At 62.9% G+C, this 25,948-nt stretch carries 27 protein-coding genes and 1 pseudogene; 20 read left to right on the top strand and 8 right to left on the bottom strand.

The features are described 5' to 3' along the window. Window positions 1-5: 5 nt before the first annotated feature. Window positions 6-1,007 (top strand): N(2)-acetyl-L-2,4-diaminobutanoate deacetylase DoeB, encoded by a 1,002-nt coding sequence (gene doeB / locus NKH42_RS20305; RefSeq protein ID WP_352507097.1) that lies wholly within the window; start codon window positions 6-8, stop codon window positions 1,005-1,007. Window positions 1,008-1,104: 97 nt separating this feature from the next. Here doeB and NKH42_RS20300 read toward each other — a convergent pair whose 3' ends face one another. Continuing rightward, window positions 1,105-1,764, bottom strand: coding sequence for a GntR family transcriptional regulator (locus NKH42_RS20300; protein ID WP_352507174.1), 660 nt, complete (start codon window positions 1,762-1,764; stop codon window positions 1,105-1,107). Window positions 1,765-2,086: 322 nt separating this feature from the next. Here NKH42_RS20300 and NKH42_RS20295 point away from each other — a divergent pair, with 322 nt between their 5' ends. Genes NKH42_RS20295 through atzF form a run of 8 tightly spaced genes read left to right on the top strand, consistent with a single transcriptional unit; the run spans window position 2,087 to window position 10,354 of the window. Beyond that, window positions 2,087-3,214 (top strand): BMP family ABC transporter substrate-binding protein, encoded by a 1,128-nt coding sequence (locus NKH42_RS20295; protein WP_352507098.1) that lies wholly within the window; start codon window positions 2,087-2,089, stop codon window positions 3,212-3,214. Window positions 3,215-3,234: 20 nt separating this feature from the next. Beyond that, the gene (locus tag NKH42_RS20290) at window positions 3,235-4,359 is read left to right on the top strand and encodes an ABC transporter permease (RefSeq protein WP_352507099.1); all 1,125 of its coding nucleotides are present in this window, start codon (window positions 3,235-3,237) and stop codon (window positions 4,357-4,359) included. Next, on the top strand, window positions 4,359-5,285 hold the full coding sequence (locus NKH42_RS20285; protein WP_352507100.1) for an ABC transporter permease: 927 nt from the start codon (window positions 4,359-4,361) through the stop codon (window positions 5,283-5,285). Before NKH42_RS20290 ends, NKH42_RS20285 begins: the two co-directional genes overlap by 1 nt. A gap of 14 nt (window positions 5,286-5,299) precedes the next feature. Then, a complete protein-coding gene (gene biuH / locus NKH42_RS20280; protein WP_254819471.1) occupies window positions 5,300-6,001 on the top strand; it encodes a biuret amidohydrolase in 702 nt (233 codons plus the stop codon). A gap of 52 nt (window positions 6,002-6,053) precedes the next feature. After that, window positions 6,054-7,538: an ABC transporter ATP-binding protein gene (locus NKH42_RS20275; protein ID WP_352689630.1), complete on the top strand. Its 1,485-nt coding sequence runs from the start codon at window positions 6,054-6,056 to the stop codon at window positions 7,536-7,538. After that, window positions 7,538-8,206, top strand: coding sequence for a cysteine hydrolase family protein (locus NKH42_RS20270; protein WP_352507101.1), 669 nt, complete (start codon window positions 7,538-7,540; stop codon window positions 8,204-8,206). Before NKH42_RS20275 ends, NKH42_RS20270 begins: the two co-directional genes overlap by 1 nt. Then, window positions 8,199-8,549 carry a cupin domain-containing protein gene (locus NKH42_RS20265; protein WP_352475666.1) on the top strand — a complete coding sequence of 117 codons (351 nt, stop codon included), beginning with the start codon at window positions 8,199-8,201 and terminating at the stop codon, window positions 8,547-8,549. The genes NKH42_RS20270 and NKH42_RS20265 overlap by 8 nt, the downstream gene beginning before the upstream one ends. Continuing rightward, complete coding sequence (gene atzF, locus NKH42_RS20260) at window positions 8,546-10,354, top strand: allophanate hydrolase (RefSeq protein WP_352507102.1); 1,809 nt, start codon at window positions 8,546-8,548, stop codon at window positions 10,352-10,354. The genes NKH42_RS20265 and atzF overlap by 4 nt, the downstream gene beginning before the upstream one ends. On the opposite strand, the gene NKH42_RS20255 is transcribed toward atzF, so the two are convergent. Both NKH42_RS20255 and NKH42_RS20250 read right to left on the bottom strand, forming a co-directional pair. Next, window positions 10,326-10,916, bottom strand: coding sequence for a cytochrome c (locus tag NKH42_RS20255; protein ID WP_352974373.1), 591 nt, complete (start codon window positions 10,914-10,916; stop codon window positions 10,326-10,328). The two genes, atzF and NKH42_RS20255, sit on opposite strands and share 29 nt — an antisense overlap. 17 nt (window positions 10,917-10,933) lie before the next feature. Further along, window positions 10,934-11,476, bottom strand: coding sequence for a phosphatase PAP2 family protein (locus NKH42_RS20250; protein ID WP_352507104.1), 543 nt, complete (start codon window positions 11,474-11,476; stop codon window positions 10,934-10,936). 41 nt (window positions 11,477-11,517) lie between these two features. Between NKH42_RS20250 and NKH42_RS20245 the strand changes: the two genes are divergently transcribed. Then, window positions 11,518-12,000 carry a DUF2127 domain-containing protein gene (locus NKH42_RS20245; RefSeq protein WP_352452336.1) on the top strand — a complete coding sequence of 161 codons (483 nt, stop codon included), beginning with the start codon at window positions 11,518-11,520 and terminating at the stop codon, window positions 11,998-12,000. A 42-nt stretch (window positions 12,001-12,042) separates the two neighbouring features. On the opposite strand, the gene cueR is transcribed toward NKH42_RS20245, so the two are convergent. Then, window positions 12,043-12,441 carry a Cu(I)-responsive transcriptional regulator gene (gene cueR, locus NKH42_RS20240; protein WP_352452335.1) on the bottom strand — a complete coding sequence of 133 codons (399 nt, stop codon included), beginning with the start codon at window positions 12,439-12,441 and terminating at the stop codon, window positions 12,043-12,045. A 254-nt stretch (window positions 12,442-12,695) separates the two neighbouring features. On the opposite strand from cueR, the gene NKH42_RS20235 reads away from it, so the two are divergent. The 4 genes from NKH42_RS20235 (at window position 12,696) to NKH42_RS20220 (ending at window position 16,466) form a co-directional block, all read left to right on the top strand. Continuing rightward, window positions 12,696-13,763, top strand: coding sequence for a type III polyketide synthase (locus tag NKH42_RS20235; protein ID WP_352507106.1), 1,068 nt, complete (start codon window positions 12,696-12,698; stop codon window positions 13,761-13,763). Next, window positions 13,760-14,473: a methyltransferase domain-containing protein gene (locus tag NKH42_RS20230; protein WP_352752732.1), complete on the top strand. Its 714-nt coding sequence runs from the start codon at window positions 13,760-13,762 to the stop codon at window positions 14,471-14,473. The genes NKH42_RS20235 and NKH42_RS20230 overlap by 4 nt, the downstream gene beginning before the upstream one ends. Further along, on the top strand, window positions 14,470-15,690 hold the full coding sequence (locus NKH42_RS20225; protein ID WP_352752730.1) for an NAD(P)/FAD-dependent oxidoreductase: 1,221 nt from the start codon (window positions 14,470-14,472) through the stop codon (window positions 15,688-15,690). Before NKH42_RS20230 ends, NKH42_RS20225 begins: the two co-directional genes overlap by 4 nt. 179 nt (window positions 15,691-15,869) lie before the next feature. Then, window positions 15,870-16,466: a cation efflux transmembrane domain-containing protein gene (locus tag NKH42_RS20220; protein WP_352507109.1), complete on the top strand. Its 597-nt coding sequence runs from the start codon at window positions 15,870-15,872 to the stop codon at window positions 16,464-16,466. A gap of 301 nt (window positions 16,467-16,767) precedes the next feature. On the opposite strand, the gene NKH42_RS20215 is transcribed toward NKH42_RS20220, so the two are convergent. Beyond that, on the bottom strand, window positions 16,768-17,190 hold the full coding sequence (locus NKH42_RS20215; protein WP_352507110.1) for a hypothetical protein: 423 nt from the start codon (window positions 17,188-17,190) through the stop codon (window positions 16,768-16,770). A gap of 187 nt (window positions 17,191-17,377) precedes the next feature. Here NKH42_RS20215 and NKH42_RS20210 point away from each other — a divergent pair. The 6 genes and pseudogenes from NKH42_RS20210 (at window position 17,378) to NKH42_RS20185 (ending at window position 23,790) form a co-directional block, all read left to right on the top strand. Further along, a pseudogene (locus tag NKH42_RS20210) lies at window positions 17,378-18,190 on the top strand (class I SAM-dependent methyltransferase). Between the two features lie 569 nt (window positions 18,191-18,759). Then, the gene (locus tag NKH42_RS20205; protein ID WP_352752728.1) at window positions 18,760-20,289 is read left to right on the top strand and encodes a tlde1 domain-containing protein; all 1,530 of its coding nucleotides are present in this window, start codon (window positions 18,760-18,762) and stop codon (window positions 20,287-20,289) included. Between the two features lie 359 nt (window positions 20,290-20,648). Beyond that, window positions 20,649-21,434, top strand: a complete 786-nt coding sequence (locus NKH42_RS20200; protein WP_352752726.1) for a ThuA domain-containing protein — start codon at window positions 20,649-20,651, stop codon at window positions 21,432-21,434. Window positions 21,435-21,489: 55 nt separating this feature from the next. Next, window positions 21,490-22,548, top strand: a complete 1,059-nt coding sequence (locus NKH42_RS20195) for a Gfo/Idh/MocA family protein (protein WP_352752725.1) — start codon at window positions 21,490-21,492, stop codon at window positions 22,546-22,548. Between the two features lie 207 nt (window positions 22,549-22,755). After that, window positions 22,756-23,112: a hypothetical protein gene (locus NKH42_RS20190; protein WP_352507114.1), complete on the top strand. Its 357-nt coding sequence runs from the start codon at window positions 22,756-22,758 to the stop codon at window positions 23,110-23,112. A 246-nt stretch (window positions 23,113-23,358) separates the two neighbouring features. After that, window positions 23,359-23,790, top strand: a complete 432-nt coding sequence (locus NKH42_RS20185; protein ID WP_352507115.1) for a DUF6841 family protein — start codon at window positions 23,359-23,361, stop codon at window positions 23,788-23,790. A gap of 24 nt (window positions 23,791-23,814) precedes the next feature. Here NKH42_RS20185 and NKH42_RS20180 read toward each other — a convergent pair whose 3' ends face one another. The 3 genes from NKH42_RS20180 to NKH42_RS20170 are packed head-to-tail and all read right to left on the bottom strand — an operon-like array spanning window position 23,815 to window position 25,915. Continuing rightward, window positions 23,815-24,543 (bottom strand): amino acid ABC transporter ATP-binding protein, encoded by a 729-nt coding sequence (locus NKH42_RS20180; protein ID WP_352752723.1) that lies wholly within the window; start codon window positions 24,541-24,543, stop codon window positions 23,815-23,817. Between the two features lie 29 nt (window positions 24,544-24,572). Further along, on the bottom strand, window positions 24,573-25,247 hold the full coding sequence (locus NKH42_RS20175) for an amino acid ABC transporter permease (protein WP_352455417.1): 675 nt from the start codon (window positions 25,245-25,247) through the stop codon (window positions 24,573-24,575). Beyond that, on the bottom strand, window positions 25,244-25,915 hold the full coding sequence (locus NKH42_RS20170; protein WP_352974371.1) for an amino acid ABC transporter permease: 672 nt from the start codon (window positions 25,913-25,915) through the stop codon (window positions 25,244-25,246). The genes NKH42_RS20175 and NKH42_RS20170 overlap by 4 nt, the downstream gene beginning before the upstream one ends. Window positions 25,916-25,948 lie beyond the last annotated feature (33 nt).

Raw genomic sequence — 25,948 nt, 5'->3', positions numbered from 1 at the left:
GCCCGATGTCCAGCCTTCGCCCGTCACCGATCACGCCGACCGTCGATTTCGAGCGCGACGGGGTTCAGCACGGTTTCCTGCGCCTGCCTTACAGCCGCGACGATTCCGCCTGGGGATCGGTCATGATCCCGATCTGCGTCATCCGCAACGGCAAGGGGCCGAGCGCATTGCTGACCGGCGGCAATCATGGCGACGAGTACGAGGGGCCGCTGGCGCTCTATGACCTCGCCCGTACGCTCGACCCGAAGCAAGTCAGCGGCACGGTCATCATCGTGCCGGCGATGAATTATCCGGCGTTCCGCGCCGGCACCCGCACCTCGCCGATCGACAAGGGCAATCTAAACCGCAGCTTTCCCGGCCGGCCCGACGGCACGGTGACCGAGAAGATCGCCGATTATTTCCAGCGCGAGCTTCTGCCCCGCACCGACATCGCGCTCGATTTCCACTCCGGCGGCAAGACGCTCGACTTCGTGCCGTTCTGCGCTGCCCACATCCGGCCTGACAAGGTGCTGGAAGCGAAGGGGTTCGCGGCGGTCGAAGCGTTCTCCGCGCCTTGGTCGATGAAGATGCTGGAGATCGATGCGGTCGGCATGTTCGACACTGCCGCCGAAGAGATGGGCAAGCTGTTCATCACCACCGAGCTCGGCGGCGGTGGGACTTCGCGCGCCGAAACGGTGCGGATCGCGCGGCGCGGCGTGCTCAACGTGCTGCGCCATGCCGGCATCGTCGCCGGCGCGGTCGAGATGCAGCCAACCCGCTGGCTCGACATGCCGTCCGGCGATTGCTTCTCGTTCGCCGAGGACGACGGGATGATCGAAACGATGATCGATCTCGGCGAGCCGGTGGTAGAAAACCAGGTGATGGCACGCATCCATTCCATAGGCCGCACCGGCGGCGCTCCGCAGGAGATCCGGGCCAAAATGTCCGGTCTGTTGGCCGCGCGGCATTTTCCGGGGCTGGTCAAGGCCGGCGACTGCGCTGCCGTGGTCGCCGTGCTGGTCGATTGAGGGCTAGAGCGGGATGCGTTCAACGGCCATCCCGCTCTATCTGTTTGTTTAGCCGCATTTCTGCGACGCCAAGTGATTCACTTGGCTGCAAAATGCTCTAGGAAGCCGATGTCGGGACCGGCTCGGCCTTGCCTTTGGGGCGATCGCCGATGGCAAAGACGGCGCTCGCCTCGCTGACGATCGAGACATGATCCTTGGCGGCTATTCCGGCGGCCGTACTGTCGCCGCGCATGATTGCGGTGACGATGGCGTCATGCTCCTGCCACGACTGGGCCAGCCGGCCGGGCAGCATGAATTGCGCGCGCCGGAACGGCGCCAGGCGGCCGCGCGTCATGACGGTCAGTTCATAAATGTGCTTGCTGTGGGCGCCGCGATAGAGCCGGGTGTGGAATTGGGTGTTGAAAAGCTCATACTCTTCTTCGGCTCCGAGCTGCACCAAGCGCGCCGAGGCCTGGTGCTCGGCCTCCAGCGTGTGGCGCTCGCCCGCCGTCATGCGCTCGGCCGAGAAGCGCGCGCAGATCGCTTCAAGCTCGGCCATGCTCTCGAACATCGAGGCGAGGTGCTCCTGCGTCACCACGGCGACGGTGGCGCCGCGGTTCGGCCGCCTTTCGACCAGTCCCATAGCACTGAGCCGGCTTAGCGCTTCCCTGATCGGCGTGCGTGAAACGTCGAAGCGGGCGGCGAGCGAGGCTTCGTCGAGTTTTTCGCCGGGACGCAGGAAACCGGTGACGATCCGGTCGCTGATCGCCCTCACCATCTGATCGACGGTCGTGCCCGACCTGATCAAATTGCGCTTTCCCGACACGTCTCCTCCGTCCAGTCTTTTCGCTAGAGCCGTGAGCCACTCACCGGCTTCGATTCCTCGCTGCTCTGTATGCCTATGTTTTAGCCTTCATGTCAAATTGACGACTTTGGAGGCAAAAAGTGTATGCAATTGCTCTGGCTTTGTGCAGTCCACATCCATGCACTCATTGATATTGCTGAATAAATCCAATTTCTGAAACTGGCACGCTGATTGCATACACTTCTCTCATTGAGGTGTTAACCGGCCCCAAAAGGCCCCATAGAGGGAGCATTCAATGTCCGAGAGATTCATGCTTAGCCGTCGCGAGCTGCTCAAGACGTCCGCCGTCGGAGCGGCGCTCGGCCTTGCGTCCGCATCGTTTCCGATCAGCAGGGCCTTCGCCGCGACGGCCACCGTCGGCTTCATCTATGTCGGGCCAAAGGACGATTACGGCTATAACCAGGCGCATGCCGAAGGCGCCGCCACGCTGAAGAGGATTGAAGGCATTTCCGTGGTCGAAGAGGAGAACGTGCCTGAGACCGTCGACGTCCAGAAGACGATGGAATCGATGATCAATCTCGACGGTGCGTCGCTGATCTTCCCGACCTCGTTCGGCTATTTCGATCCGCACATGCTGGCCATGTGCGCGAAATTCCCCGACGTGCAGTTCCGCCATTGCGGAGGCATGTGGAGCAAGGACAAGCATCCGATGAATGCCGGCTCCTATTTCGGCTATATCGGCATGGGCCAGTATCTGAACGGCGTCGTCGCCGGCCACACCAGCAAGACCAAGAAGCTCGGCTTCGTCGCGGCAAAGCCGATCCCGCAGGTGCTGCTCAACATCAATTCCTTCCTGCTCGGCGCGCGCTCGGTCGACCCGACCATCACCTGCCAGGTGATCTTCACCGGCGAGTGGTCGCTGGCGGTCAAGGAGGCGGAGGCCGCCAATGCGCTGGTCGACCAGGGTGCCGACGTCATCACCTGTCATGTCGACAGCCCCAAGGTGGTGGTCGAGACGGCGGCCGGGCGTGGCGCCTTCGTCTGCGGCTATCATGCCAACCAGAGCCCGCTGGCGCCGGAAAAATACCTGACCGGCGCGGAATGGAACTGGGCCAAGGTCTACAAGATGTTCGTCGACGATCTGGTGGCCGGCACGCCGCTGCCCAATTTCACGCGCGGCGGCCTGGCCGACGGCTTCGTCAAGATGAGCCCGCTCGGCCCCGCCGTCGGTGACGCCGCCCGCAAGCAGTTCGACGGCACGCTGGCCGAAATGATGAAAGGCGGATTTTCCGTCATCAAGGGTCCGCTGAAGAGCAACAAGGGCGTCGTCGTCGCGACCGAGGGCCAAGCCTTCGTCGAGACCGCGCTCGAACTCGAAAGCATGGACTACCTGGTCGAGGGCGTCGTCGGTTCGACCGCCTGAACCGGATCGGAGACGGGGCTATGGCAGACACGGTCGGCACTGCGGGCGCACCGGCGCTGTTTGGCGCCAGGAATTATCCGGCGGCGCTCGAATGGGCGGCGCGGCGGGCGGAAGCCTTCGTCATACCGCTCGCGGCGCTGATCGTCGGCATGGCGCTGTTCAGCGTGTTCATCGCGCTGGTCGGCAAATCGCCGGTGCAACTCTTCGAGACGATGTGGCGTGGCGGCTTCGGCTCGTGGTTCTCGATCCAGAACTCGCTGTCGCGGGCAGCACCGCTTTTATTGGCAGCGCTCTGCGTGGCGCTGCCGGCACGACTTGGCCTTGTCGTCATCGGCGGCGAAGGCGCGATCGTGCTGGGCGGTGTTGCCGCCGCCGCCATCGGCGTGGCAGTGAATGGCGCGCCGGCTTTTCTGGTCATCCTGCTGATGGGCGCGGCGGGCGTGGTCGCCGGCGGCATCTGGGTCGGTGCCGTCGGCGCACTCCGCCACTACCGCGCCGTCAACGAAACCATCTCCAGCCTGCTGATGGCCTATATCGCCATCGCGGTGATGAACCATCTGGTCGAAGGGCCGCTGCGCGATCCGGCCTCGCTCAACAAACCCTCGACCGAGCCGCTGGCGGATGCCTACCGCATCGGCAACATTCCAGGCATGGACGTGCACTGGGGCCTTATGCTCGGTATCGTCGCCTGCGTCCTGTCCTGGCTGCTGATCGAAAAGACGCGCTGGGGATTTGCCGCCCGCATTGCCGGCGGCAATGTCAGGGCGGCCCAGGTGCAGGGGCTTGCCGTCGGGCCGCTGATCGTCGGCTTCACCGGGCTCGCCGGCGGCTTTGCCGGGCTGGCCGGCATGCTGGAGGTCGGCGCCGCGCAAGGCAGCGCCAACGCCTCGCTCGCCGCCGGCTATGGTTATACCGGCATCCTCGTCGCCTTCCTCGCCCGCCACAATCCGCTCGCCATCATCCCGGTCGCTTTCCTGCTCGGCGGCATCGGCGCTTCCGGCGGGCTGATCCAGCGCCGCATGGACCTGCCCGACGCCACCGTGCTGGTGCTGCAAGGCATGCTCTTCGTCGTCATCCTGTTCAGTGAAACTTTTTACGGCCGCTTCAAGGTCTTCAATCCCGATCTGTGGAAGAGGGGCTCCTGATGGACGCGACCGAGATCGGCCTGTGGGGCGTGCCGCTCGCCATTCTCGGCGGCGCCATCCGCGTTTCGACGCCCTTCGTCTTCGTCTCGCTTGGCGAAGCCATCACCGAGCGCTCCGGCCGCATCAATCTCGGCCTCGAAGGCACGCTGGTCTTCGGTGCCATGACCGCCTACGCCGTCGCGGTGATGACCGGCTCGCCATGGCTCGGCCTGTTGGCCGCCGCAGGTGCCGGTCTTTGCTTCGGCTTGTTCCACGGCTGGATCTGCAAATTCCGCGGGGTGAACGACATCGCCATCGGTATCGCGCTGATGCTGTTCGGCTCCGGTCTCGCCTTCTTCTTCGGCAAGCCGTTCATCCAGCCCTCGGCACCAGACCTGCCGGCCATCGCCTTCGGTGGCTGGTCGGATATTCCGCAGGTGCAGGCGGCGCTCAACGTCAACATCCTGTTCCTGATCGGTGCGGCACTTGCCGTGTTCCTGTGGTGGGCCTTCCGCAACACGCGTGCCGGCCTGATCGTGCGCGTCGTCGGCGACAGCTCCGATGCGGCGCGCGCCATGGGCCTCAATCCCAACACCGTGCGCCTGCTTGCGACAGGTGTCGGCGGTGCGCTCGCCGGCATCGGCGGCGCCTATCTGTCGCTCTACTATCCCGGCAGCTGGACCGAACGCATCTCGTCGGGGCAGGGGCTGATGGCGGTGGCGCTGGTCATCTTCGCGCGCTGGAATCCGCTCGGCTGCTTTGCCGCGGCACTATTGTTCGGCGGTGCGGGCGCGCTGGGCCCGGCACTGCAATCGGTCGGGGTGACGCAGGGCTACTATCTCTTCTACGCCGCGCCTTACATCCTCACGCTCATCATCATGATCGCCACCTCGTCGCCGAGCCGCTCGCTTGCCGGCGCGCCGGGCGAATTGTCGATCACCAAATAACTGGAGTTTTTCCGATGAACGCCAGAGCCGAGATCACCCAGCGCTACATCGATGCCGATCCCTATCCATGGCCCTATAATGGCGAGCTGCGGCCAGACAATACGGCGCTGATCATCATCGACATGCAGACCGATTTCTGCGGGCCGGGCGGCTATGTCGATCATATGGGCTACGATCTTTCGCTGGTGCGGGCGCCGATCGAGCCGATCAAGTCGGTGCTCGCAGCCATGCGGGCCAAGGGCTACACCATCATCCACACGCGCGAGGGCCACCGGCCCGATCTCGCCGACCTGCCGGCCAACAAGCGCTGGCGCTCGCGCCGCATCAATGCCGGCATCGGCGACCCCGGACCATGCGGGCGCATCCTGGTGCGCGGCGAACCCGGCTGGGACATCATCCCCGACCTCTATCCGGCGGTGGGCGAACCGATCATCGACAAGCCGGGCAAGGGCTCGTTCTGCGCCACCGACCTCGAACTGATCCTGCACCAGCGCGGCATCGAAAACATCGTGCTGACCGGCATCACCACCGATGTCTGCGTCCACACGACGATGCGCGAGGCCAACGATCGCGGCTTCGAATGCGTGATGCTGGAGGATTGCTGCGGCGCGACCGATTACGGCAACCATCTTGCCGCGATCAAGATGATCAAGATGCAGGGCGGCGTGTTCGGCGCGGTGTCGAACTCGGCATCCTTCGTCGCGCAGCTGCCGTGAGGACACGATCTTGAGCGGAGCCAAGAAAGCCGTCGGCGTCGAGACCATCGGCATGACCATGCGCTTCGGCGCCTTCACCGCGCTGGACGACGTCTCGATAAAGGTGCCGGCGGGATCGTTCCATGCGCTGCTCGGCGAAAACGGCGCCGGCAAGTCGACGCTGGTCAAATGCATGATGGGTTTTTATCACCCGACCGCCGGCGACATGCTGGTCGAAGGCCGCGAGGTCGCGATCGCCAGTCCCAAGGACGCTTCGGCGCTAGGGCTCGGCATGGTCTATCAGCATTTCACGCTCGTCCCGTCGCTGACCGGCGCGGAGAATCTGGTTATTTCGCGTGAGAAGGTGCCCGGGGTCATCGACTGGCGCAAAGAGCGCGCCGCACTTGCGCAATTCATGCAGCGTATGCCGTTCAAGCTGCCGCTCGACGTCAAGGTGGCCGAACTCGCGGCCGGCGAGAAGCAGAAGCTCGAAATCATCAAGCAGCTCTATCTCGGCCGCAGTTTCCTGGTGCTCGACGAGCCGACCTCGGTGCTCACTCCCGGCGAAGCGCAGGAGGTGCTTGGGCTGGTGCGCGACATGACAAGGAGCGGCGACCTTACGGTGCTGATGATCTCGCATAAATTCCACGAGGTGACGGCGTTTGCCGACGACATCACAGTGCTGCGCAAGGGCAGACTGACCGGAACCGGGAAGGTCTCCGACCTTTCCCACAAGCAGATGGCGGCGATGATGATCGGCGACCAGCCGATTTCAGCGCTCGACAGTCGTGCTCCGGTGCCGGCTGGAGCCCGGCAGGTGCTTACGGTGAAGTCGCTAAAGGCGCCCGACCGCACCGGCTTGAAAACCATCGACATCGGCGAACTCGATGTTAAGTCCGGCGAGATCGTCGGCGTTGCCGGCATTTCCGGCAACGGCCAGAAGGAGTTTCTCGAAGTCCTTGCCGGACAGCGGGCGCGCAATGCCGGCGACATTCTGGTGAAGGGCTCGCCCTATGGCGCCAGCCGCAGCGAGGCGCGCACGCTCAATGTCCGCTTCATTCCGGAGGAACCGTTGCGCAATGCCTGCGCACCGAAGATGACGGTCGCGGAAAACATGGCCTTCCGGACCTTCGACCTCGACGAGGCCGGCAAGCCGGTCAGCTGGATCAGGATGAGCGCGATCAGGGACTACGCGGCGCGTCTGGTTGAACAGTTCAAGGTCAAGACCGCCTCGCTCGCTTCGCCGATTTCGTCGCTGTCGGGCGGCAATGTGCAGCGCGCGGTGCTGGCGCGCGAGCTGACCGGCGAAGTCGATCTTCTGATCGTCTCCAACCCGTGTTTCGGCCTCGACTTCTCCGCCGTGGCCGAAATCCGCGCCCGTATCATGAAGGCGCGCAATGCCGGCGCCGCGGTGCTTCTGATGTCGGAGGACCTCGACGAACTGCTTGAACTTTCGGACCGCATCTTCGTCATGTCCGACGGTGCGCTGGTCTACGAGACGCCGATCGCGCAGGCGAGCGTGCAGACGATTGGCGAGCACATGGCGGGACATCATTGATGGCGGAGATCGAGGCGCTGCCGTTTCCGTTTGCCTTCAAGCCTGAGACGATGGCGCTGGTCGTCATCGACATGCAGCGCGATTTCGCCGAGCCGGGCGGCTTCGGCGCCAGCCTCGGCAACGACGTCAGCCGGGTCACGGCGATTGTGCCGACGGTGAAGAGGCTGATCGAGGGGTTCCGCACCGCCGGCCTGCCGGTGATCCACACGATGGAGTGCCACAAGGCAGACCTTTCGGATCTGCCGCCGGCCAAGCGCAACCGCGGCAACCCATCGATACGGATCGGCGACGTCGGGCCGATGGGTCGCCTGCTGATCGTGGGCGAGCCGGGAACGGCGATCCTCGATGAACTTGCGCCACTGCCTGGCGAGATCGTCATCGAAAAACCCGGCAAGGGCGCATTCTATGCCACCACCTTCGGCGACGACCTAAAGCGGCTCGGCGCACAGCAATTGGTCTTTGCCGGAGTGACGACGGAGGTCTGCGTGCAGACGACGATGCGCGAGGCCAACGACCGCGGCTATGATTGCCTGCTCGCCGACGATGCGACGGAGAGCTATTTTCCCGAGTTCAAGGCGGCAGCGCTGGCCATGATCAGGGCGCAGGGCGCCATCGTCGGCTGGACCGCAACGACCGATCAGGTGCTCGAGGGAATTTCCAATGCCTAACATTGCATACCGGGCTCTCATTCAAGGGGGCTGGCGCGACCTGCCGTTCGAGCATTTCCGCGATGGCATTACGGTGCATTGGCTGCTCAAGGGCGGACCGACGGAACCGTCGGTGGCGATCCTGAACTACCGGGCGGGCGCCGGCGTGCCGCGTCATCGCCATGCCGGGCTGGAAACGATCATCGTGCTGGAAGGCACACAGAGCGACGAGAACGGCGATTATGCCGCGGGCAGCGTGATCCTGAACCCGGTCGGAACCGAGCATTCGGTGTGGACAAAAGACGGCTGCGTCGTACTCATCCAGTGGAACCTGCCGGTAGTCATTCTGGACGAGGCCAAATGAGCGACATCCGCTTCGATATAGCGAGCTTGCACGCCGCCTATCAGGCCGGCGCCGCCGTCGGCGAGGTGATCGATACGATCCATGCGCGGCTCGCGACAGCCGACGATCCGGGCATCTTCATTCATCTGGCGAGCAGGGCGGAGATGCTTGCCGAAGCAGAAAAGCTCGGCCCGTTCGACCCCGTGTCAAAGCCGCTGTGGGGCGTACCATTCGCGGTCAAGGACAACATCGATGTCGCCGGCATGCCGACGACGGCAGCATGTGCGGAATATGCCTACTTGCCGGTAAGAGACGCCAACGTCGTCGCACGCCTCAAGGCCGCCGGCGCGCTGGTCGTCGGCAAGAGCAATCTCGACCAGTTCGCCACCGGCCTCGTCGGCGTGCGCACGCCCTATCCGATCCCGAGGAACGCGATTGATCCAAAACTGGTGCCAGGCGGCTCGTCTTGCGGCTCGGCCGTGGCGACGGCACGCGGCATCGTCTCGTTCGCGCTCGGCACCGACACCGCCGGCTCGGGGCGCATACCCGCCGGCCTCAACAACATTATCGGGCTGAAGCCGAGCGTCGGCGCGCTGTCGGCCGCCGGCGTCGTGCCGGCCTGCCGGACACTAGACTGCGTCTCGGTGTTCGCGCTCACCGTCGACGACGCCTACAGGGTGTTCGAGATCGCGGCGGCAAAGGACAACGCCGATCCCTATTCGCGCGACTTCGCCATTCAGGCCCTTGCCGCGCGCCCGCCGGTGCTGACGGTCGGCGTGCCGGCCGGGGCCGACTGGACGTTCTTCGGCGACCAGGCGATGCAGGCGGGCTTCGAGGCCGCTCTTGCCGCGCTGGAAGAGCTGGGCTGCAGGCTGGTCGAAATCCCGTTCGGCGATTTCTACGCCACCGCCAATCTGCTTTACGAGGGCGCCTGGGTGGCGGAGCGTTACGCCGCGATCAAGGACTTCATGGAAGCCAACGAGGCGGCCATGCATCCGGTGACGCGGCAGATCATCGGCGGTGCGCGAAAACTTTCCGCCGCGGACGCCTTCAACGGGCTCTATGCCTTGCAAGGCTACAAGGCCAGGCTTGCGCCGGTCATCGCCTCGGTCGACCTATTCTGTGTGCCGACCGCGCCGACCCACTACACAGTCGAGGCGGTTCTCGCCGATCCGATCGTCACCAACAGCCGGCTCGGCACCTACACCAACTTCGTCAATCTGCTCGACATGTGCGGCATCGCCGTGCCGACCGGAACACGCAGCGACGGTTTGCCGATGAGCGTCACCTTGCTTGCCGCGGCGGGCAAGGACCATCTGACGGCGTCGCTTGCGCAGGATGTCCATGCGGCAAGCGGCCTTGCGCTGGGCGCTACAGGCTGGCCGCTGCCGCCGCGTGGCGATGTTCGCGTCGACGTGGACGAGGGCACGATCGAGCTGGCCGTGGTCGGCGCGCATCTATCGGGGATGGCGCTGAACGGCCAGTTGCAGCAGCTCGGCGCGATTTTCGCCCGGGGGGCAAGAACGGCGCCGCTCTACCGGCTTTACGCGCTTGCCGGCCAGTCGGTGCCGCGACCGGGGCTCGAACGGATCTGCAATGGCAAGGGGGCAGCGATCGAGGTCGAAGTCTGGCGGCTCTCGCCACAAGCGTTCGGGCGCTTCGTCGCCGCGATCCCGCCGCCGCTCGGCATCGGGACGCTTCTGCTTGATGACGGAACTTCGCCGAAAGGCTTCCTCGTCGAAAGTGCCGGCCTCACCGATGCAAAGGAGATTTCGCATTTCGGCGGCTGGCGCAATTTCATGGCGGGTCAGCTGCAGCGGAGCTGACGCTATCACTCGACCTTTTGCCGGAATTTCGAATGCAGCTCGAGCAATCCTGCAAGATGAGATGCAGGAGGTGCTCCGCCGGCAATTTAGTGGGATCGGCTTCCGCGAGTGATGGTCGCTTGCCAAGCAGGCTGCCACCGCCCATCGCCAGGCCGGAACCCATTCTCATGTCGTCGGTGATGCGCGGCGGCGCCCGCTCGGCGTCGGAGGCCAAGGCGCTGGCCAGCGTCCCGATGTGGCGAGCCAGCTCTTCGAACTCCGCGCGGGCGGGGTCGATATCCGGCTTGGCGCCTGAAGGCGCGCCCAATGTCGCGCTGGGGAATTCGGCAATCAGGGCACGGCCGGTGCGGGCGCGGATGGTCTCGGCCGCCGCCTTGAAGGCTGCGGCGTCGTACGCCTGCTTGCCGTCGAACATCCCAGCGATCGCCTTTGCCGCCGCGGCCATTTCCTTCATCGAGGCCTGGCGAGCCTCGATGACCGCATCACGACCCGAATGGGCGGCGGCGAGCACGACAGAGACGCAGGCAAGCGACAGGACCGCTATGATAGCTGCTCGTCTCATCGTTGGCACATAAGGAGCTAGAGAATTCTTGTGACCAGACTGTCCAGTCGGGAGTTCTCGCGATAGGCCAATCGGACCACAACGGCACCTAAGACGCCAGTGATGGCACCGCCTATCACGTCGGTGAGATAGTGGGTGCCGATATAAATTCTCGACCAGCAGATCAGCAATGCCATGATGGAGAGGGCCAGCGTCCGGCGCGGCAGACCTTGCATTGCAAGAGCCGCAACAACCGCAAAGCTGGCTGTCGCGTGGTCGGAGGGAAACGACCAGTCGGCGCTGGGCGCAATCAGCAGATGCGTCACGCCGGCATCGTAGGGCCGCAGCCGGTGGACGAATAGCAAAATGAACTGATTGATCGCCAGACCGAGCAGGAACGCCAAGCCGGCGGACAAGGCAGCATGGCGCACATGGTAGCGGTCGGCCTTTGCCCACCATTGCAGGGCAACAGCCAGCACCATCAGCGGAACGCCGATTTGTGAGACGGCGATCATTGCCTTATCAAGAAAAGGGCTGATCCCGGCTGCCGCGTTGATCCAGTGGGTTAGGGCTGCATCCATCGTTTCTCGTTTCCGCTGTTGTCGATCGCAAGGTGAATTTTGTGAAAGCAGTAGACGAACGCCGCATCCATCAGATTTTCGAGCTCAGCATCTGGCTTAAAGGGGCGCATGCCCTGATCGAATGCGTGGGCGGGATCCTGCTTTATGTCGTCACCACCGACGCCATTGCCTCCTGGGTCAATACATTCACCCAAGAGGAATTGATCGAAGATCCGAACGATTTCATAGCTGGCTATCTGTCGCAGATGGCAAGCCACTTTTCCGTCGCCAGCAAGGAGTTTTATGCCTTCTACCTGCTTAGCCACGGCCTGATAAAACTGCTGCTCGTTGTCGGGCTTTTGAGAGGCAAGCTGTGGTCGTATCCGGCATCGCTTGCGGCGCTGGGCGCATTTATGTTCTATCAAGTCTACCGCTACTCCTACACCCATTCGTTCGGCCTGCTTGTCCTGACCGTATTCGATGCTGTCGTCATGGTGCTGATCTGGCATGAATGGAAGGTCGTGCGGCAGCACAAGCCGGCATGACAGCGAAGTTCGCACGTCAGCCGCTCCGATTTTCAATCCACCTCACTGGGCGACGCCTTGTCCTGCCAGCTCGTCGATGATCGGGCAATCCGGCCGCTCGTCGCCGTGGCAGTGACTGACCAGATGGTGGAGCAAGCCGCGCAATCCGACCAGTTCGGCGATCTTCCTGTCGATCTCCACCAGCTTGGCTTTCGCGATCGCCTTCACGTCGGCGCTGTCACGTTCCCTGTCCTGGTACAGCGAGAGCAACTGGCGGCATTCGTCGACCGAAAACCCCAGGCTTCGCGAGCGCTGCAGGAAGCGCAGCCGGTGAATATCGGCCGTCGAGTAATCGCGATAGCCATTGTCTGTCCGGGCCGGATGCAAGAGCCCGATGTCCTCGTAATAACGGATCGTCTTGGACGGCAGGCCGGATTTTTCGGATGCGATACCGATGTTCATGGCGGAAATCTCCTTTGTCAGAGGAAATAGACCTTCCAGTAGATGGAAGGTCAACATGATGTGGCGATTTTGGATGCCCGACGCAACCGCCCACCGGCTCCAACCGTTTGCCTGCCAACAGCACGTGCTGAACCTTCGGGAAGAAATCAGTTTTCGGAAACGTTTATCGAACAGCTCAATCCGGTGTTCGACATCGGTGTCAATAACCAAAGACCCTCCGGCGGCACACCGTGCATACGCCGAGGAGACAGAATATGTCCGTCAAAGCCTATATCAACCGGATCGCGACAGCGGTGCCGGAGCACGAGGTTCATCAATTCTACCTGCGTTTTGCGGCCTCGATGCTCGCGGCCGATCGCCGGAGGATCTTCGAACGCATGGCCGATCTTGCCGGCATCGAGCACCGCTATTCCTGCTTTGCGCCGGCGTCCGACCCCGAGGGACCGTCCGCCGACCTAGCGGGGACGTTCATCCGCGGTGCGTTTCCCGGAACGGCGATGAGAATGGCAATGTTCGACGATGCAGCACCTGTTCTGGCGCAAAAGGGCATCGACGGATTGCAGCTTGGCGACGACGCCTCCCGCATCACCCATTTGATCGTCACCACCTGCACCGGTTTTTCGGCGCCGGGCATCGATCTCGAACTGGTTGCCCGGTGTGGGCTGCCGGATAGTGTCGAACGCACGATGATCGGGTTCATGGGTTGCTACGCGGCAATCAACGGCCTCAAGCTGGCCCACCACATCGTCCGCTCCGACCCACAGGCCAAGGTCCTGCTGGTCAATATCGAGCTCTGCACGATGCATCTGCGCGAAACCACTGAACTCGAAAAACTGCTGTCGTTCTGCCTTTGGGGTGACGGCTGCGCGGCCGCGCTCGTGACCGCCGAGCCGGCCGGCATCGAGCTCGATAGCTTTCACTGTCTGGTGGCGAGGGAGCGGCGGGAGCTGATGCGCTGGAACATTCGCGACCACGGCTTCGAAATGGTTCTTTCCGGCCAGGTTCCGGCAGCCATTCATGAAGCGTTGCGGAGCAACCAGGCCGCCATCCTCGGCGGTCGATCGGCGGAAGACATCGACCTTTGGGCCGTGCACCCGGGTGGACGTTCGGTTCTCGACGCCGTCGAAAGGGCCCTGAAACTGGTGTCCACCGCGCTGGACCCATCGCGCGAGGTGTTGCGCCGGTATGGGAACATGTCGTCCGCGACCGTCATGTTCGTGATGAAGGAGATGTTGAAGGCGCCACCCGGCCTGCTCGGCTGCGGCATGTCGTTCGGACCAGGATTGACGGCGGAAACCATGCTCTTTCGAACGGTGTCATGAGCGGCCTGGAGCGTCGGCAGCTTGCGCCGGAAATCCTCGACGGACTTGCTGCCGACGATCCGCGAGCGCTTGTCGCGCGCCGCGACCTTCGTCGCATCAATATGCTGATGTTTCAGGCGCCGATCATGACGTCGTTGCTCAGGAGGTTCGTGCCAAAACCGCCACGCCGCATCCTGGAGATCGGCGCCGGCGATGGCTCCTTCATGCTGGCGGTGGCGCGGCGCATGGCCAGGCATTGGCCCGGGGTCGAACTGGTAATGCTCGACCGCGTCGACCTTGTCACGGCGCAACTGCGCGGTGATTTCGACAGGCTGGGATGGAAGGCCGAAGGCGTCACCGCCGATATCTTCGATTGGGCAGGAAAGATCGAGGGCGTGCGGTTCGACGCCATGACCGTCAATCTGTTTCTGCATCATCTCGACGATGCGCAGCTCGTGCGTCTGTTTTCGCTGATCAGGCCGAAAGCCCCGTTGCTCATCGCGACAGAGCCGCTGCGGGCGAAACTGGCGCTGGCCGCGACCCGTCTTCTCCCGGCAATCGGCGCCAACAACGTCACACGAAACGACGCGGCGCAGAGCGTGCGTGCCGGCTTTCGCGGCAGCGAGCTTTCCGGCCTCTGGCTTGCGGCCAACGGCAGACCGGTCGAGGAACGGCGCGCTGGCCCGTTTTCCCACATCTTCGTCGGCGCCAGCGCCAGTGACGAGCCATGACGAAATTGTCGACCCATGATGCGATCATCATAGGCGCCGGCCCGGCGGGCACATCTGTCGCGCTCACGCTGGCCCGGCGCGGATGGGCCGCGGCCATTGTGGAAAAGGCCGCATTTCCGCGCCGCAAGGTCTGCGGCGAATACATCTCGGCAAGCAATCTTGCGCTTCTCGACCAGCTGGAGATCGGCGATGCCTGGCGTGCCAATGCCGGCCCCGAAATCCGCCGCGTCGGTTTGTTTTCCGGCGAGACCTGCGTCGAGGCGGCAATGCCTGGTGCAGGAGCTGGGTCTCGTGCGAAACACGGCTTCGGCCGGGCGCTTGGCCGGGACATTCTCGACTCTCTGCTTCTACAGGCGGCGCGATCGGCGGGCGTCGAAATCTTCCAGCCCTGCCGCGCCGTCGCCATCGACCGGGATGGTGAGATGCAACGTGTACGAGTTCAGGCCGGGGATGAAGCGGTGATGTTGCGTGCGCCGGTGATTGTCGCCGCACACGGCTCCTGGGAGCCGGGACCATTACCCAGCCAGCTCGCAAAGACCAATCGGCCGTCGGACTTGCTCGGCTTCAAGGCGCATTTCACCGGGTCGTCGCTCGCACCGGATTTGATGCCTCTGCTGGCTTTTCCCGGCGGCTATGGCGGCATGGTCTCGGCGGATCATGGACGGTTGTCGATCTCGTGCTGCATTCGCCGCGATGTGCTCGCGCGGCTGCGTAAACAACATGATCCCGAATACCTGGGCCATGTGTCGGCCGCCGATGTCGTCTCACGCCATGTCATGAATTCATGCCGGGGCGTGCGAGGCGCCCTGGAACCGGCGCACCTCGACGGCCCGTGGCTTGCCGCGGGTCCGATCCGGCCGGGAATTCGCTCCTGCTACGAACAGGACATCTTCCGGGTCGGCAATGCAGCCGGAGAGTCTCATCCCGTTATCGCCGAGGGCATCTCGATGGCGCTTCAGTCCGGCTGGCTGCTGGCTAGCGAACTCGCATCCGCGCCAAGTGGCCAAGCGGGGCGCGAGGCCGCCGCCAGACGCTACGAGGCGGCCTGGAAAAGACTGTTTTCGACCCGGGTCTACGCTGCCGCTGCTATTGCCGGAATTGCCCTTCGCCCCGGCAGCGCCACCGCGATGGCGGCGATCGTCCGGAATTTCCCGCAGGCGCTGACATTGGGCGCGCAACTGAGCGGCAAGACCAAGCCGGTTCCCGGCTTTGCCTGACGAGCGGCGCGCATGAGGGCACGCCCAAAACAGGGTGACCATCCTGTTTTGGCTCGCAGGTGTTTTGGTGACAGACGTGCCATGTTCGGCCTAGGCTGGCCTCAAAGCCTGCGAGATCGAGACGGTCGAGGAACGGGACGCCCAGCAATAACATTAACGCCATCACATCGGGGCAGACTATGCAGCAAGCCATTACGTCGGACGGCCTTCGCCGGGTGGTGCTTGTCGTCGCGCTGCTGAACCTCGGTTACTTCGGCATCGAATTCGCCGTGGCGCTGGCGATCGGCTCGGTGTCGCTGTTCGCCGACAGCGTCGATTTTCTGGAAGATGCCTCGGTCAATCTCCTGATACTGCTCGCCATGGGCTGGTCGCTGCGTGCCCGCTCGCGGGTCGGCATGGCGCTGGCGCTTATCCTTCTGGTGCCCGGCCTGGCGACGCTGTGGACCGCGTGGGAAAAGTTCAACATGCCGGTGCCGCCGCAGCCGGCAGCGCTGACGCTGGCGGGGTTGGGCGCCTTGGCGGTCAACCTGTCGTGCGCCTACATGCTGGCGCGCTACCGCCGTCACAGCGGCAGTCTTACCAGGGCGGCATTCCTTTCGGCCCGCAACGACGCCGTCGCCAACATCGCGATCATACTGGCCGGGTTGATAACTGCCTTCCTATGGCGCTCGGCATGGCCGGATTTGATCGTCGGCCTCGGAATTGCGGCGCTGAACGCAGACGCGGCGCGCGAGGTCTGGGAGGCAGCGCGGGAGGAGCACCGAGCCGGTTCGTGAAGCCCAAACGCCCAGCGCGCTGCCGGATTGCCAATCCGCCAATGCGGGCCCCTATACCGGCCAGCAGTCAGCCAGAAACTTGCGCGATCTCTAATATAATCGCACCCTTTCAAAGCGGTCGGAGGGAGAACCGCTCATACGTAAAAATCGGGCGGAAAAACCATGAACAGCATGAGCCTCACCACACTTGGACGAAGTCGACCGGGTCGAAGCGGTGAAACGATGAACCGCTCTAGGCCACGCACGTCATCAAAAGGCCCGCGCTCCGAAAAGGACGCGGGCCGGTTTTCGTCGGCATGCGCTAGGCAGGTATCAAGACGGCGATGCGGTGGATGCCGACCACCTTGCTGGTGTTGGCTGCCGCGTCGGTCTTGCCCTTGGAGCAGGTATATACGTCACCTTCCTTGAGCTTGAATTCCTTGTCGGCTTTCTTGATCGTGAATTCACCGGCGGCAATGGTGCACACCATGTCGTTGTCCATCACCATTGCAGGGGCGGCTGCTCCCGGCTGGAAGACCACATCGACAATTGAGATGCTCTTATAGGCGGGGATGTCGGAATTGCCGGTGCCGACCTCGACCACCCTGACGCCGGGGGCTATCTCCTTGCCTTCCTTCGGGCCGTATTTCTTGACCTTTGCAGCAGCCGCCAGCGTGAACAAAGGCGTTACCGCTGCCGCCGTCACGCCGAGCGCAATTGCAGACCTGCGATTTAGGGTTTTCATGGCATCCTCCCATTATATTGGCCACGCACCAATGCGCATGACCACAATACATTAGCACATATGCAGGTAATTGCAGCACGGCGTTTCGGAGCTTCCGGGAGCGAACCGCCTCCCGGTCGAATGCGACCGAATAGCAAACAATTCCATGCTATGCTGACGAGCCATCAAACGGACGGCGGGGATAGCAATGTTGGAAACGGACAAGGTATTCGCCGGCTCAATTCCGGAAAACTACGACCGCTATATGGTGCCGTTAATTTTCGAGCCGTTCGCCGCAGATCTTGCACGACGGGCAGCGTCCTTGTCGCCAAGCGCCGTTTTGGAAACCGCCGCGGGCACCGGCGTTGTCACCCGCGCATTGGCGCCAAAACTGTCGCCCGGTGCAAGCTATGTCGTAACCGACCTCAACCAGCCGATGCTCGACTACGCTGCTTCGCGGCAAGCTCCCGACGATCGCATCAAATGGCGTCAGGCGGATGCTCTGGCGCTACCGTTTGAAAATGCGGCCTTCGATCTCGTTTGTTGTTAGTTCGGCGCGATGTTCTTTCCCAACCGCTCATCTGCCTACCGCGAAGCCCGGCGAGTCCTGAAGCCCGGAGGACATTTTCTATTCAGCGTATGGGATCGCATCGAGGAGAACGTGTTTGCCGACGATGTGACGAACGCTCTCGCAAGGATTTTTCCGAACGATCCGCCGCGCTTTCTGGCACGCACGCCGCATGGCTACCACGATACGGCACTGATCCGTAGCGAGGTGGAGGACGCAGGTTTTTCCGGTGTGGTGATCGAGACGAGAGCCGAACAAAGCCGTGCCTCCTCGCCCCGCGTTCCGGCCGTTGCTTATTGCCAGGGCACTCTCCTTCGCAATGAAATCGAGACCAGAGAGGCGGGAAAACTGGACGCTGCAACCGACTACGCCGCAGCCGCCATTGCAGACAGGCATGGCAGCGGCGAGGTTGCTGCCAAAATCCAGGCTCACATAGTGGTGGCTGTGGCCTAGGTGTTGGATATCCCGCTCCGGCACTTGGCGACATTCAGCTGCTGTGCGGCAAACATCTTGCCGCTATCCCGAATTCTCAGATGTTAACGTTCATTCGCCCGAGTGGCAGGTCGACAAGTGCCAGGTCGATAATCGCCGGTTTGACCGATTGCCGGGGCTTGATGGCGGCGGCTGCCGGCCGCAAGATTCTGGTCGGCCCGGCTTCACTTTGGCAGCCATGGCCGACTCCGCCCAGCAAGGTCTAGTCATTTCGCTTTCTTGACTCGGCCGACAAAAACGGGCAGCAAAGTCATCATTGGAGGGCAGTTTTGCCAACTATGCAGGTTTTGGAGGGCGTTTTTCGGTGTGACCGTCGCCCAATCGGCGGTCGGTAGAGGGATTGGTTAACCAACTTTGTCCATCTTTTGAATCAATCGGCAACAGACGCAAAGCGTGCTGGGGGCACCAGGCGAACTGTGAATGTCACGGCTGCGAAATCCGCTAGCCGGCATCGGCCGATTGAGAGTGGTTGAATGGCGTTTGTAAGTGCGAAAACCCGGGGTGACAGTCCTGCAACTGGATTGACTTCGATGAGGCCCGGCCTGCGCTGGGTCGCGGTTCCGGCCGTCGGCGCAGCCATTGCTTTATGGTCGGTGGCGACCTTGGCCGGCCTTTATTCAGTGGGAACCTCGCTCAGCGCCGCTTCCAACGGTCTCCCGCAAAGCCTGCTCGCGCCGCGCACCATCGCGCTCGCCGATCCTCGCCGCAGCCTTGCAAAGGCGCAGGCCCCGACGTGGGCCGCAGCAAACGCGGCGCTGTCGGCCAAGCTGCTGCAGCACGGGTGCGATGCCAACTGCCTGCGGTCGGCGTCGAACTTCGTTCACCAGGGAAAATCGGCGCGTCTCAAGCGCAATACCGTGCCGCTTGTCGCCGATGCATCGCGGCAATCGAGCTTCGACGACGTGGTAGCCAAAGCAGGGCTGTCGCCGCAAAAGCTTGCCGCCGCCTTTGCCCGTGCCGGCTCACCCGTCATGCTCGCAAGCCTGCCGGCCGACGCCCGGTTCGCCGAGCCGGTACGCATACCCGACCCGAACGGCCCGGCGTCGGTGCGCTTCGGGCCGGCGGTGGCGGAGATCGAACGCTCGTCGCGCCTGGCACTGGCGCTGGCGAATACGTTGCCGGAGCAGATGATCGACGTGCTCCCGGCACCCGCCGCGGCAAGCGAGCCCGCAGCTTCACGAGAGCCGCAAGAACCCGAGATCCAGCTGGCCTCGCTGCCGCCGCAAGACGACATGCCCGACAGCATTCCGCTGCCGACGCTGCGTCCGCGGGCGGACATCGATAAGCCGGCCGAGGCGCCGCGGGCTCAAGCATCAAGAGATCAGGCGCCAAAAGACCAGGCGCCAAAGGCCCAGGCGCAAAAGGATCAGGCATCGAAAACGGAGCCGCCCAAGGCGCAGGCCTCCAGGACCGCCAAGGCGAGCAAGGTGCAGACGGCCGACGCTCCGCCGGTCGAGACGCAACCCGGCAGCCTGTCGCCTCGCAATTCGTCACAAGCGGCAGTGCCGGCGGTGTCGGGCAAGCCGGGCAAACGGTCGAAGACCCAGGGCGGCGACATGCTGGCCTATGCCAAGCCCGACATGCCTTCCGGTGGACTCGGCGGAGCCTTCAGGAACCTGTTCACCACGCCCAACATGGGTACTGGCGTCGCCGTCTACGACATCTCGGCCAAGACCGTCTATATGCCCGACGGCTCGCGGCTGGAGGCACATTCGGGACTGGGCGCGATGGTCGACCAGCCACGCTACGTCCACAAGAAGAATGTCGGCCCGACGCCGCCGGACACCTACAATCTGACGATGCGCGAATCGCGCTTCCACGGTGTCGAGGCGATCCGTCTGACGCCGGCCAGCGGCAGCAACAAATATGGCCGCGACGGCCTGCTCGCCCACACCTACATGCTGCGCGGCGGGCGCGCCGAATCCAATGGCTGCGTCGTCTTCAAGGACTATGCCCGCTTCCTCGCCGCCTACAAGAAAGGCAAGATCAAGCGCCTTGTCGTCGTGCCGCGCCTGTCGAAGCCGCTGACACGCGTCGCCCAAGAGGGGCGAGGGGCTTAGGTTCGCGGCGGTCCTTTACGGCTTCGTCATCCCAGGGCGGAGCGGACGCGAAGCGGAAGCGCAGACCCTGGGATCCATGCCGTTGCATCAGCCGAAGAATGCAACGATGCAGATTTGACGCCGTTCTGTCGCAATCCTTTCACCTCTTATCCCTCCTGCATCGAGGTTCTGCACCGTCGCAGCGCGTAGAAGTCACGGCATGGATCCCAGGGTCTTCGCGACGTCGCTTCGCTCCTGCTTCGCCCTGGGATGACGACGCTGGGGACGTTTGGGCCAATCTCGAGGTTTTCATTCCCGGCCGAGGATATTATGAATGACCGGCCGGGGCGGCTGCAGCTTCAAACAATCACGAGGACATCATGACAATACGCGCTGTCGTCTGGGGCGAGAATATCCATGAGCGGACCAATGAGGTGGTCGCCGGCATCTATCCTGAGGGCATGCACGCGACGATCGCCAATGCGCTGAAGCTCGACCCGGAGATTTCGGTGTCGTGGGCGACGCTGGAGCAGAAGGAGCATGGGCTGCCGGCCGACCGTCTGGCCGAGACCGATGTCTTGCTGTGGTGGGGGCACAAGGACCATGGCGCCGTCGCCGACGAAGTGGTCGAGCGCGTGGCGCGCCGCGTCTGGGAAGGCATGGGGCTGATCGTTCTCCATTCCGGCCATTTCTCGAAGATCTTCAAGAAGCTGATGGGCACTCCCTGCACGCTGAAATGGCGCGAGGCGGGCGAGCGCGAACGGCTCTGGGTGACCAGCGCAAGCCACCCGATCGCTGCCGGGATCGGCGAGTATTTCGAGCTCGAGAACGAGGAGATGTATGGCGAGCAGTTCGCCGTGCCGGAGCCGCTCGAGACCGTGTTCATCTCCTGGTTCCAAGGCGGCGAAGTGTTCCGGTCGGGGCTGACCTATCGCCGCGGCGCCGGCAACATCTTCTATTTCAGGCCCGGCCACGAGACCTATCCGACCTATCACGACGCCAACGTCCACAAGGTGCTGCGCAATGCGGTGAGATGGGCGCACAACCCGCAAAGCTCCAATCCGGCCATCCTCGATGCGCCGAACGTGCCGGTGGAAAAGGCGCTCGAGCCGATCGTCGAGCGCGGCGGAAAGCTTCATTCCGCCGGCGAAGCCGGCTTTCGCTAGACGACAAATCCATGATTGAACAAGAAGATAAAGCCCTATCCTAAGGATAAGAATCATGCGTCTGTTGATACTCGGTACCGGCTGGATGGCGGAGGAGCATGCCAGGCAGTTCGGCAAGATCGAGGGCGTCGAACTGATCGGCGCCGTCGATCTCGACCGTACGCGTGTCGACAAGTTTTCGGACATCTATGGCATCCCCAACCGCTTCGCGTCGCTGGACGAGGCGCTGGCCTGGGGCAAGTTCGACGCGGTGGCGAACGTGACGCCCGATCGCATCCACCATCCGACCACCATGATGCTGATCGCGGCGGGCAAGCCGGTGCTTTGCGAAAAGCCGCTGGCCGAAAACTTCGAGAAGGCCAGTGACATGGCCGATGCCGCCGAGCGAGCCGGCATCATCAACATGGTCAACCTGACCTATCGCAATGTCGCGCCGCTGCAGAGAGCGCGCGCCATGGTGCTGGCCGGCGACATCGGCACGGTCAGGCATGTCGAGGCCTCCTATCTGCAGAGCTGGCTGGTGTCCAAATTCTGGGGCGACTGGCGCACCGATTCGAAATGGCTGTGGCGCCTGTCGCGCGGCCATGGCTCCAACGGCGTGCTGGGTGACGTCGGCATCCACATCCTCGATTTCGCCAGCTATGGCGCCGCACTCGACATCGACCATGTGTTCTGTCGCCTGCGGTCCTTCGACAAGGCGCCGGGCAACCGCATCGGCGAGTACGAGCTCGACGCCAATGACAGTTTCACCATGGCGCTGGATTTCAGCAATGGCGCTTTCGGTGTCGTTCATGCCAGCCGCTGGGCGACGGGCCATTTGAACGAACTCCGCCTGCGCATCTACGGCGACAAGGGTGGCATCGAAGTCGTGCACAATCTGACCAGCTCGGAGCTGAAAGCCTGCATCGGCGAGGACATCGAGAACGCCAAATGGCAGGTTCTGGACGCCGGAACGGTGGCGACCAACTACCAGCGCTTTGTCGATGCAGCCCGCAACGGCATCCAGGCCGAACCGTCTTTCCGCCATGCTGCTGAATTGCAGAAGGTGCTCGACCTCGCCGTGGTGTCGGATGAGAAGAGGGCAGAATTGAGCACTCACGCGGACGCGCAATAGGCTTGGGTTCCTCGCCGTAGGGCGGGGCGGTCGACCGATGCTGTTCAACGGCACAAGCAGCGGAAGCATCTGGCTGCATCGCTTGCATATGCCTCGACGCTGCTCATAATGTGCGGACAAGGCATCGCGACTCTATCGAATCGCTAGAAAACCGATGGATAAATGAGCAAACCAGATCGCTAAATTCTTCTTTGCATAGGTATTTAGATGATCCAATCTTCCCATAAATTTAAAGAACGCACGTCCTTTGAAAGCGCAGAATCGGTTTTAGCGGCTATTCTAGTTTTATGTCTCTTCGCTGCGATTCTCGCCTTCTTCCATTACAATCCTGAGCTCCGATCAGCCATTGCCGGGGCTTTTCGGCCGTCTGACAATTTCATCGCGACCGTGGAAAGTGACCCATTTGCTGTTCTTGGCGTCGTCAGCCTTTCCCTAGTTGCCTTTGTCGCAACGCTATTTTTTCTTATTACAACATGGTCTATTGCGACGAGATCCATTCACTTGTTATCTGCACGCTTCCTCGCGTCGGCCAACCGCAGTGTTGAGTCAGATAAAGGCAATTGAGCGCACGATCGGTCTCTCCAATAGGACGTCAAATCTTTGCCGATAGATCCGCACCTCCGGATAAGTCCAACCACCCATCTGGGCCATCGGTGGCAACCAACTGACTGAATCTAAGCCTCAATGCCGCAGGATCTTGCTCCGCCCTGGGACGAAGTCATGATTGGCTGAGGGGCAATCGCGGATGTCGGAGATCGGCGGAGCGTTTCCTGGTCCCACCCAACATAGCCGCACCTGGGAGATGAAACTATGGAGACCAGCGTAAGGAAGCTATTCGAGCGATATGAGCGCTTTTTCAACCAGTCCCTCGGCGGCGACATGGACATGGATGAGGTCGCATCGCTGTATGCTTCGGACTTCATAGCGGCTTCGCCCGCCGGGGTCATGACTGGAAAGAACGATAAGCAATTCAAGCAGGTCATGGCGCAAGGCCATGCGCACTATCGCGCGATAGGGACGAAGGAAATGCGGATACGCAATGTCCGGCTCTCGCCGATAGACGAACATCATTGCGTGGCTCATGTCGCCTGGACAGCAACCTATGCCCGCAAGGATCAATCGAAGGTGGCGATAGATTTTGACGTCCACTACCTCGTGCAGAAGTTGGACGGCGAGCCGAAGGTTTTCGGCTGGATATCGGACGACGAGCAGGCGCTGTTGAGAAAGCACGGCATCGTCTGAGGTCCGCTTTCTCCTGATGCCCCCCTAATGCCGCAGGATCTTGCTCAGAAAAGCGCGGCTGCGGTCGGTCTTCGGATGCGAGAAGAACTCGTCCGGCGTGCCGCTCTCGACGATGGCGCCGGCGTCCATGAACACCACCCGCTGCGCGACCTTGCGGGCAAAGCCCATCTCGTGCGTCACCACCATCATGGTCATGCCTTCCTCGGCCACCGCGACCATGACGTCGAGCACTTCCGAGATCATCTCGGGATCGAGGGCCGAGGTCGGCTCGTCGAACAGCATGATCTTGGGGCGCATGCCGAGGCAGCGCGCGATCGCCACGCGCTGCTGCTGGCCGCCTGAGAGTTGCGCCGGATAGGCATTCACCTTGTGGGCAAGGCCGACCTTGGCGAGCAGCTCGCGTCCGGCCTTTTCGGCTTCGGCGCGCGGGATCTTGCGGACATGGATCGGCGCCAGCGTCACGTTTTCGAGCGCGGTCTTGTGCGGGTAGAGATTGAACGACTGGAAGACGAAGCCGATCTCGGTGCGCAGCCGCGTCATGTTGGTGGCGGCGTCGCCGAGGCGCTGGCCGTCGACCGTCAGGTCGCCGTCGCGGATCGTCTCCAGCCCGTTGATGCAACGGATCAGGGTGCTCTTGCCCGAGCCGCTAGGGCCGCAGACGACGACCACTTCGCGCGGCTCGACGCTCAGCGTGATATCCCTGAGCACGTTGAGCTGGCCGAACCATTTGTTGACGCCGCGAAATTCGATCATGCCAGTGCCATTTTTGCTAAGGTTCGACATCACAACTGCACCTCGCCATGCGCCGCGCCCATGCGTTGCTCCAGCCGGCGGGCCAGCATGATCAGGGGGTAGCAGACGATGAAGTAACCGAGCCCGACGAGGAAGAAGACCAGCAGCCCATTGGGTACACGCTGCACCACCAGCCAGCCGACGCGGGTGAGGTCGGTCAGGCCGATGGCCGAGACGACCGAGGAATCCTTGATCAGCAGCACATATTGCCCGACCAGCGGCGGCAGCACGATGCGCATCGCCTGCGGCAGCACCACCTGGCGCATGCGCTGCCAGCGCGACAGGCCGGACGCCAGCGCCGCCTCGACCTGGCCGGTCGGCACCGAGCGGATGCCGGCGACGACGATCTCGCAGATGAAGCAGGCGGCCAGATTGGTCAGCGCGATGATGCCGGCGGTGAAGGCGTCGAGCTCGATGCCGAGTTCCGGCAGGATGAAGAAGATCAGGAAGATCTGCACCAGGAACGGTGTGCCGCGGATCAGGTCGACCCAGGCGCCGATCGCGCCGCTGATCAGCCGGTTGCCGCCGGTGCGCAGGATGCCGAGGCCGAAGCCGAGCAGCGTGCCCAGCACCAGGCTGATCAGCGACAGCACCACGGTCATGCCGAGGCCGCGCAGCGCCAGGGGATAGCTGCCGGCGACGCTTTGCAGCTGCTGCCAGATCATATCCGTGCCCCCGCGAGGCCGAGCCAGCGCCCGGAGAGCGCCGCCAGTCCCTTCAGCCCGTAATAGAGCAGGAGGTAGAAGGCGGCGATGGTGATGAAACCTTCCGCCGGCATGAAGCGGTCGGAGGCGAGCAATTGTCCGGCGCGCGTCAGCTCGGCAACCGAGATCAGCGACAACAGGGCGGAATCCTTGACCAGCACGATCGCCTGGCCGAGCAGCGGCGGGATCGTCACCTTGAACGCCTGCGGCAGGATGACGAGACGCATGCGCTGGACATAGGTCATGCCCGAAGCGACGCCGGCCTCGACCTGGCCGCGCGGGATCGACAGGATGCCGGCACGGATGATCTCGGCGACATAGGCGCCGCTGTTCAGCGACAAAGCGAGGATGCCGACGACGAACTCGGGCAGGATAAAGCCGAGCCGCGGCAGGCCGAAATAGAGGAAATAGAGCTGCGCCAGTAAGGGCGTGGCGCGCACCGCGTCGATATAGGCCTTGGCCGGGACGCGGAACAGCCGGCCGCGCTGCAAATTCATCGCGGCGAGCACGATGCCGACGGCGAGCGCGCCGGCAAAGGACAGGACAGACAGCCACACGGTCGTGACGAGGCCCCGCCCGAACAGGGGCAGATATTGGACGATGGTGCGGAAGCTGAAGTTTTCGAGCATGGTGAGTGGGCAGTAGTGAGTAGGCAGTAGTGA

This window comes from Mesorhizobium sp. M1142, from assembly GCF_040318565.1.
In the GTDB taxonomy this organism is placed as follows: Bacteria; Pseudomonadota; Alphaproteobacteria; order Rhizobiales; family Rhizobiaceae; genus Mesorhizobium.
Note: the sequence above shows the minus strand (reverse complement) of the source record. Positions and strands in the feature narration are given on the sequence as shown.

Bases quoted from the DNA above. Each gene is read 5' to 3' on its own strand.
- NKH42_RS20250 (WP_352507104.1), bottom strand. From the start codon at position 11,476: ATGGATGCAGCCCTAACCCACTGGATCAACGCGGCAGCCGGGATCAGC.
- NKH42_RS20220 (WP_352507109.1), top strand. From the start codon at position 15,870: ATGCAGCAAGCCATTACGTCGGACGGCCTTCGCCGGGTGGTGCTTGTC.
- atzF (WP_352507102.1), top strand. From the start codon at position 8,546: ATGAGCGACATCCGCTTCGATATAGCGAGCTTGCACGCCGCCTATCAG.
- NKH42_RS20190 (WP_352507114.1), top strand. From the start codon at position 22,756: ATGATCCAATCTTCCCATAAATTTAAAGAACGCACGTCCTTTGAAAGC.
- NKH42_RS20300 (WP_352507174.1), bottom strand. From the start codon at position 1,764: ATGGTGAGGGCGATCAGCGACCGGATCGTCACCGGTTTCCTGCGTCCC.
- NKH42_RS20195 (WP_352752725.1), top strand. From the start codon at position 21,490: ATGCGTCTGTTGATACTCGGTACCGGCTGGATGGCGGAGGAGCATGCC.
- NKH42_RS20255 (WP_352974373.1), bottom strand. From the start codon at position 10,916: ATGAGACGAGCAGCTATCATAGCGGTCCTGTCGCTTGCCTGCGTCTCT.
- NKH42_RS20265 (WP_352475666.1), top strand. From the start codon at position 8,199: ATGCCTAACATTGCATACCGGGCTCTCATTCAAGGGGGCTGGCGCGAC.
- NKH42_RS20185 (WP_352507115.1), top strand. From the start codon at position 23,359: ATGGAGACCAGCGTAAGGAAGCTATTCGAGCGATATGAGCGCTTTTTC.
- NKH42_RS20205 (WP_352752728.1), top strand. From the start codon at position 18,760: ATGAGGCCCGGCCTGCGCTGGGTCGCGGTTCCGGCCGTCGGCGCAGCC.
- NKH42_RS20200 (WP_352752726.1), top strand. From the start codon at position 20,649: ATGACAATACGCGCTGTCGTCTGGGGCGAGAATATCCATGAGCGGACC.
- doeB (WP_352507097.1), top strand. From the start codon at position 6: ATGTCCAGCCTTCGCCCGTCACCGATCACGCCGACCGTCGATTTCGAG.
- NKH42_RS20295 (WP_352507098.1), top strand. From the start codon at position 2,087: ATGTCCGAGAGATTCATGCTTAGCCGTCGCGAGCTGCTCAAGACGTCC.
- NKH42_RS20225 (WP_352752730.1), top strand. From the start codon at position 14,470: ATGACGAAATTGTCGACCCATGATGCGATCATCATAGGCGCCGGCCCG.
- biuH (WP_254819471.1), top strand. From the start codon at position 5,300: ATGAACGCCAGAGCCGAGATCACCCAGCGCTACATCGATGCCGATCCC.
- NKH42_RS20175 (WP_352455417.1), bottom strand. From the start codon at position 25,247: ATGATCTGGCAGCAGCTGCAAAGCGTCGCCGGCAGCTATCCCCTGGCG.
- cueR (WP_352452335.1), bottom strand. From the start codon at position 12,441: ATGAACATCGGTATCGCATCCGAAAAATCCGGCCTGCCGTCCAAGACG.
- NKH42_RS20285 (WP_352507100.1), top strand. From the start codon at position 4,359: ATGGACGCGACCGAGATCGGCCTGTGGGGCGTGCCGCTCGCCATTCTC.
- NKH42_RS20170 (WP_352974371.1), bottom strand. From the start codon at position 25,915: ATGCTCGAAAACTTCAGCTTCCGCACCATCGTCCAATATCTGCCCCTG.
- NKH42_RS20270 (WP_352507101.1), top strand. From the start codon at position 7,538: ATGGCGGAGATCGAGGCGCTGCCGTTTCCGTTTGCCTTCAAGCCTGAG.
- NKH42_RS20180 (WP_352752723.1), bottom strand. From the start codon at position 24,543: ATGATCGAATTTCGCGGCGTCAACAAATGGTTCGGCCAGCTCAACGTG.
- NKH42_RS20275 (WP_352689630.1), top strand. From the start codon at position 6,054: ATGACCATGCGCTTCGGCGCCTTCACCGCGCTGGACGACGTCTCGATA.
- NKH42_RS20235 (WP_352507106.1), top strand. From the start codon at position 12,696: ATGTCCGTCAAAGCCTATATCAACCGGATCGCGACAGCGGTGCCGGAG.
- NKH42_RS20215 (WP_352507110.1), bottom strand. From the start codon at position 17,190: ATGAAAACCCTAAATCGCAGGTCTGCAATTGCGCTCGGCGTGACGGCG.
- NKH42_RS20230 (WP_352752732.1), top strand. From the start codon at position 13,760: ATGAGCGGCCTGGAGCGTCGGCAGCTTGCGCCGGAAATCCTCGACGGA.
- NKH42_RS20290 (WP_352507099.1), top strand. From the start codon at position 3,235: ATGGCAGACACGGTCGGCACTGCGGGCGCACCGGCGCTGTTTGGCGCC.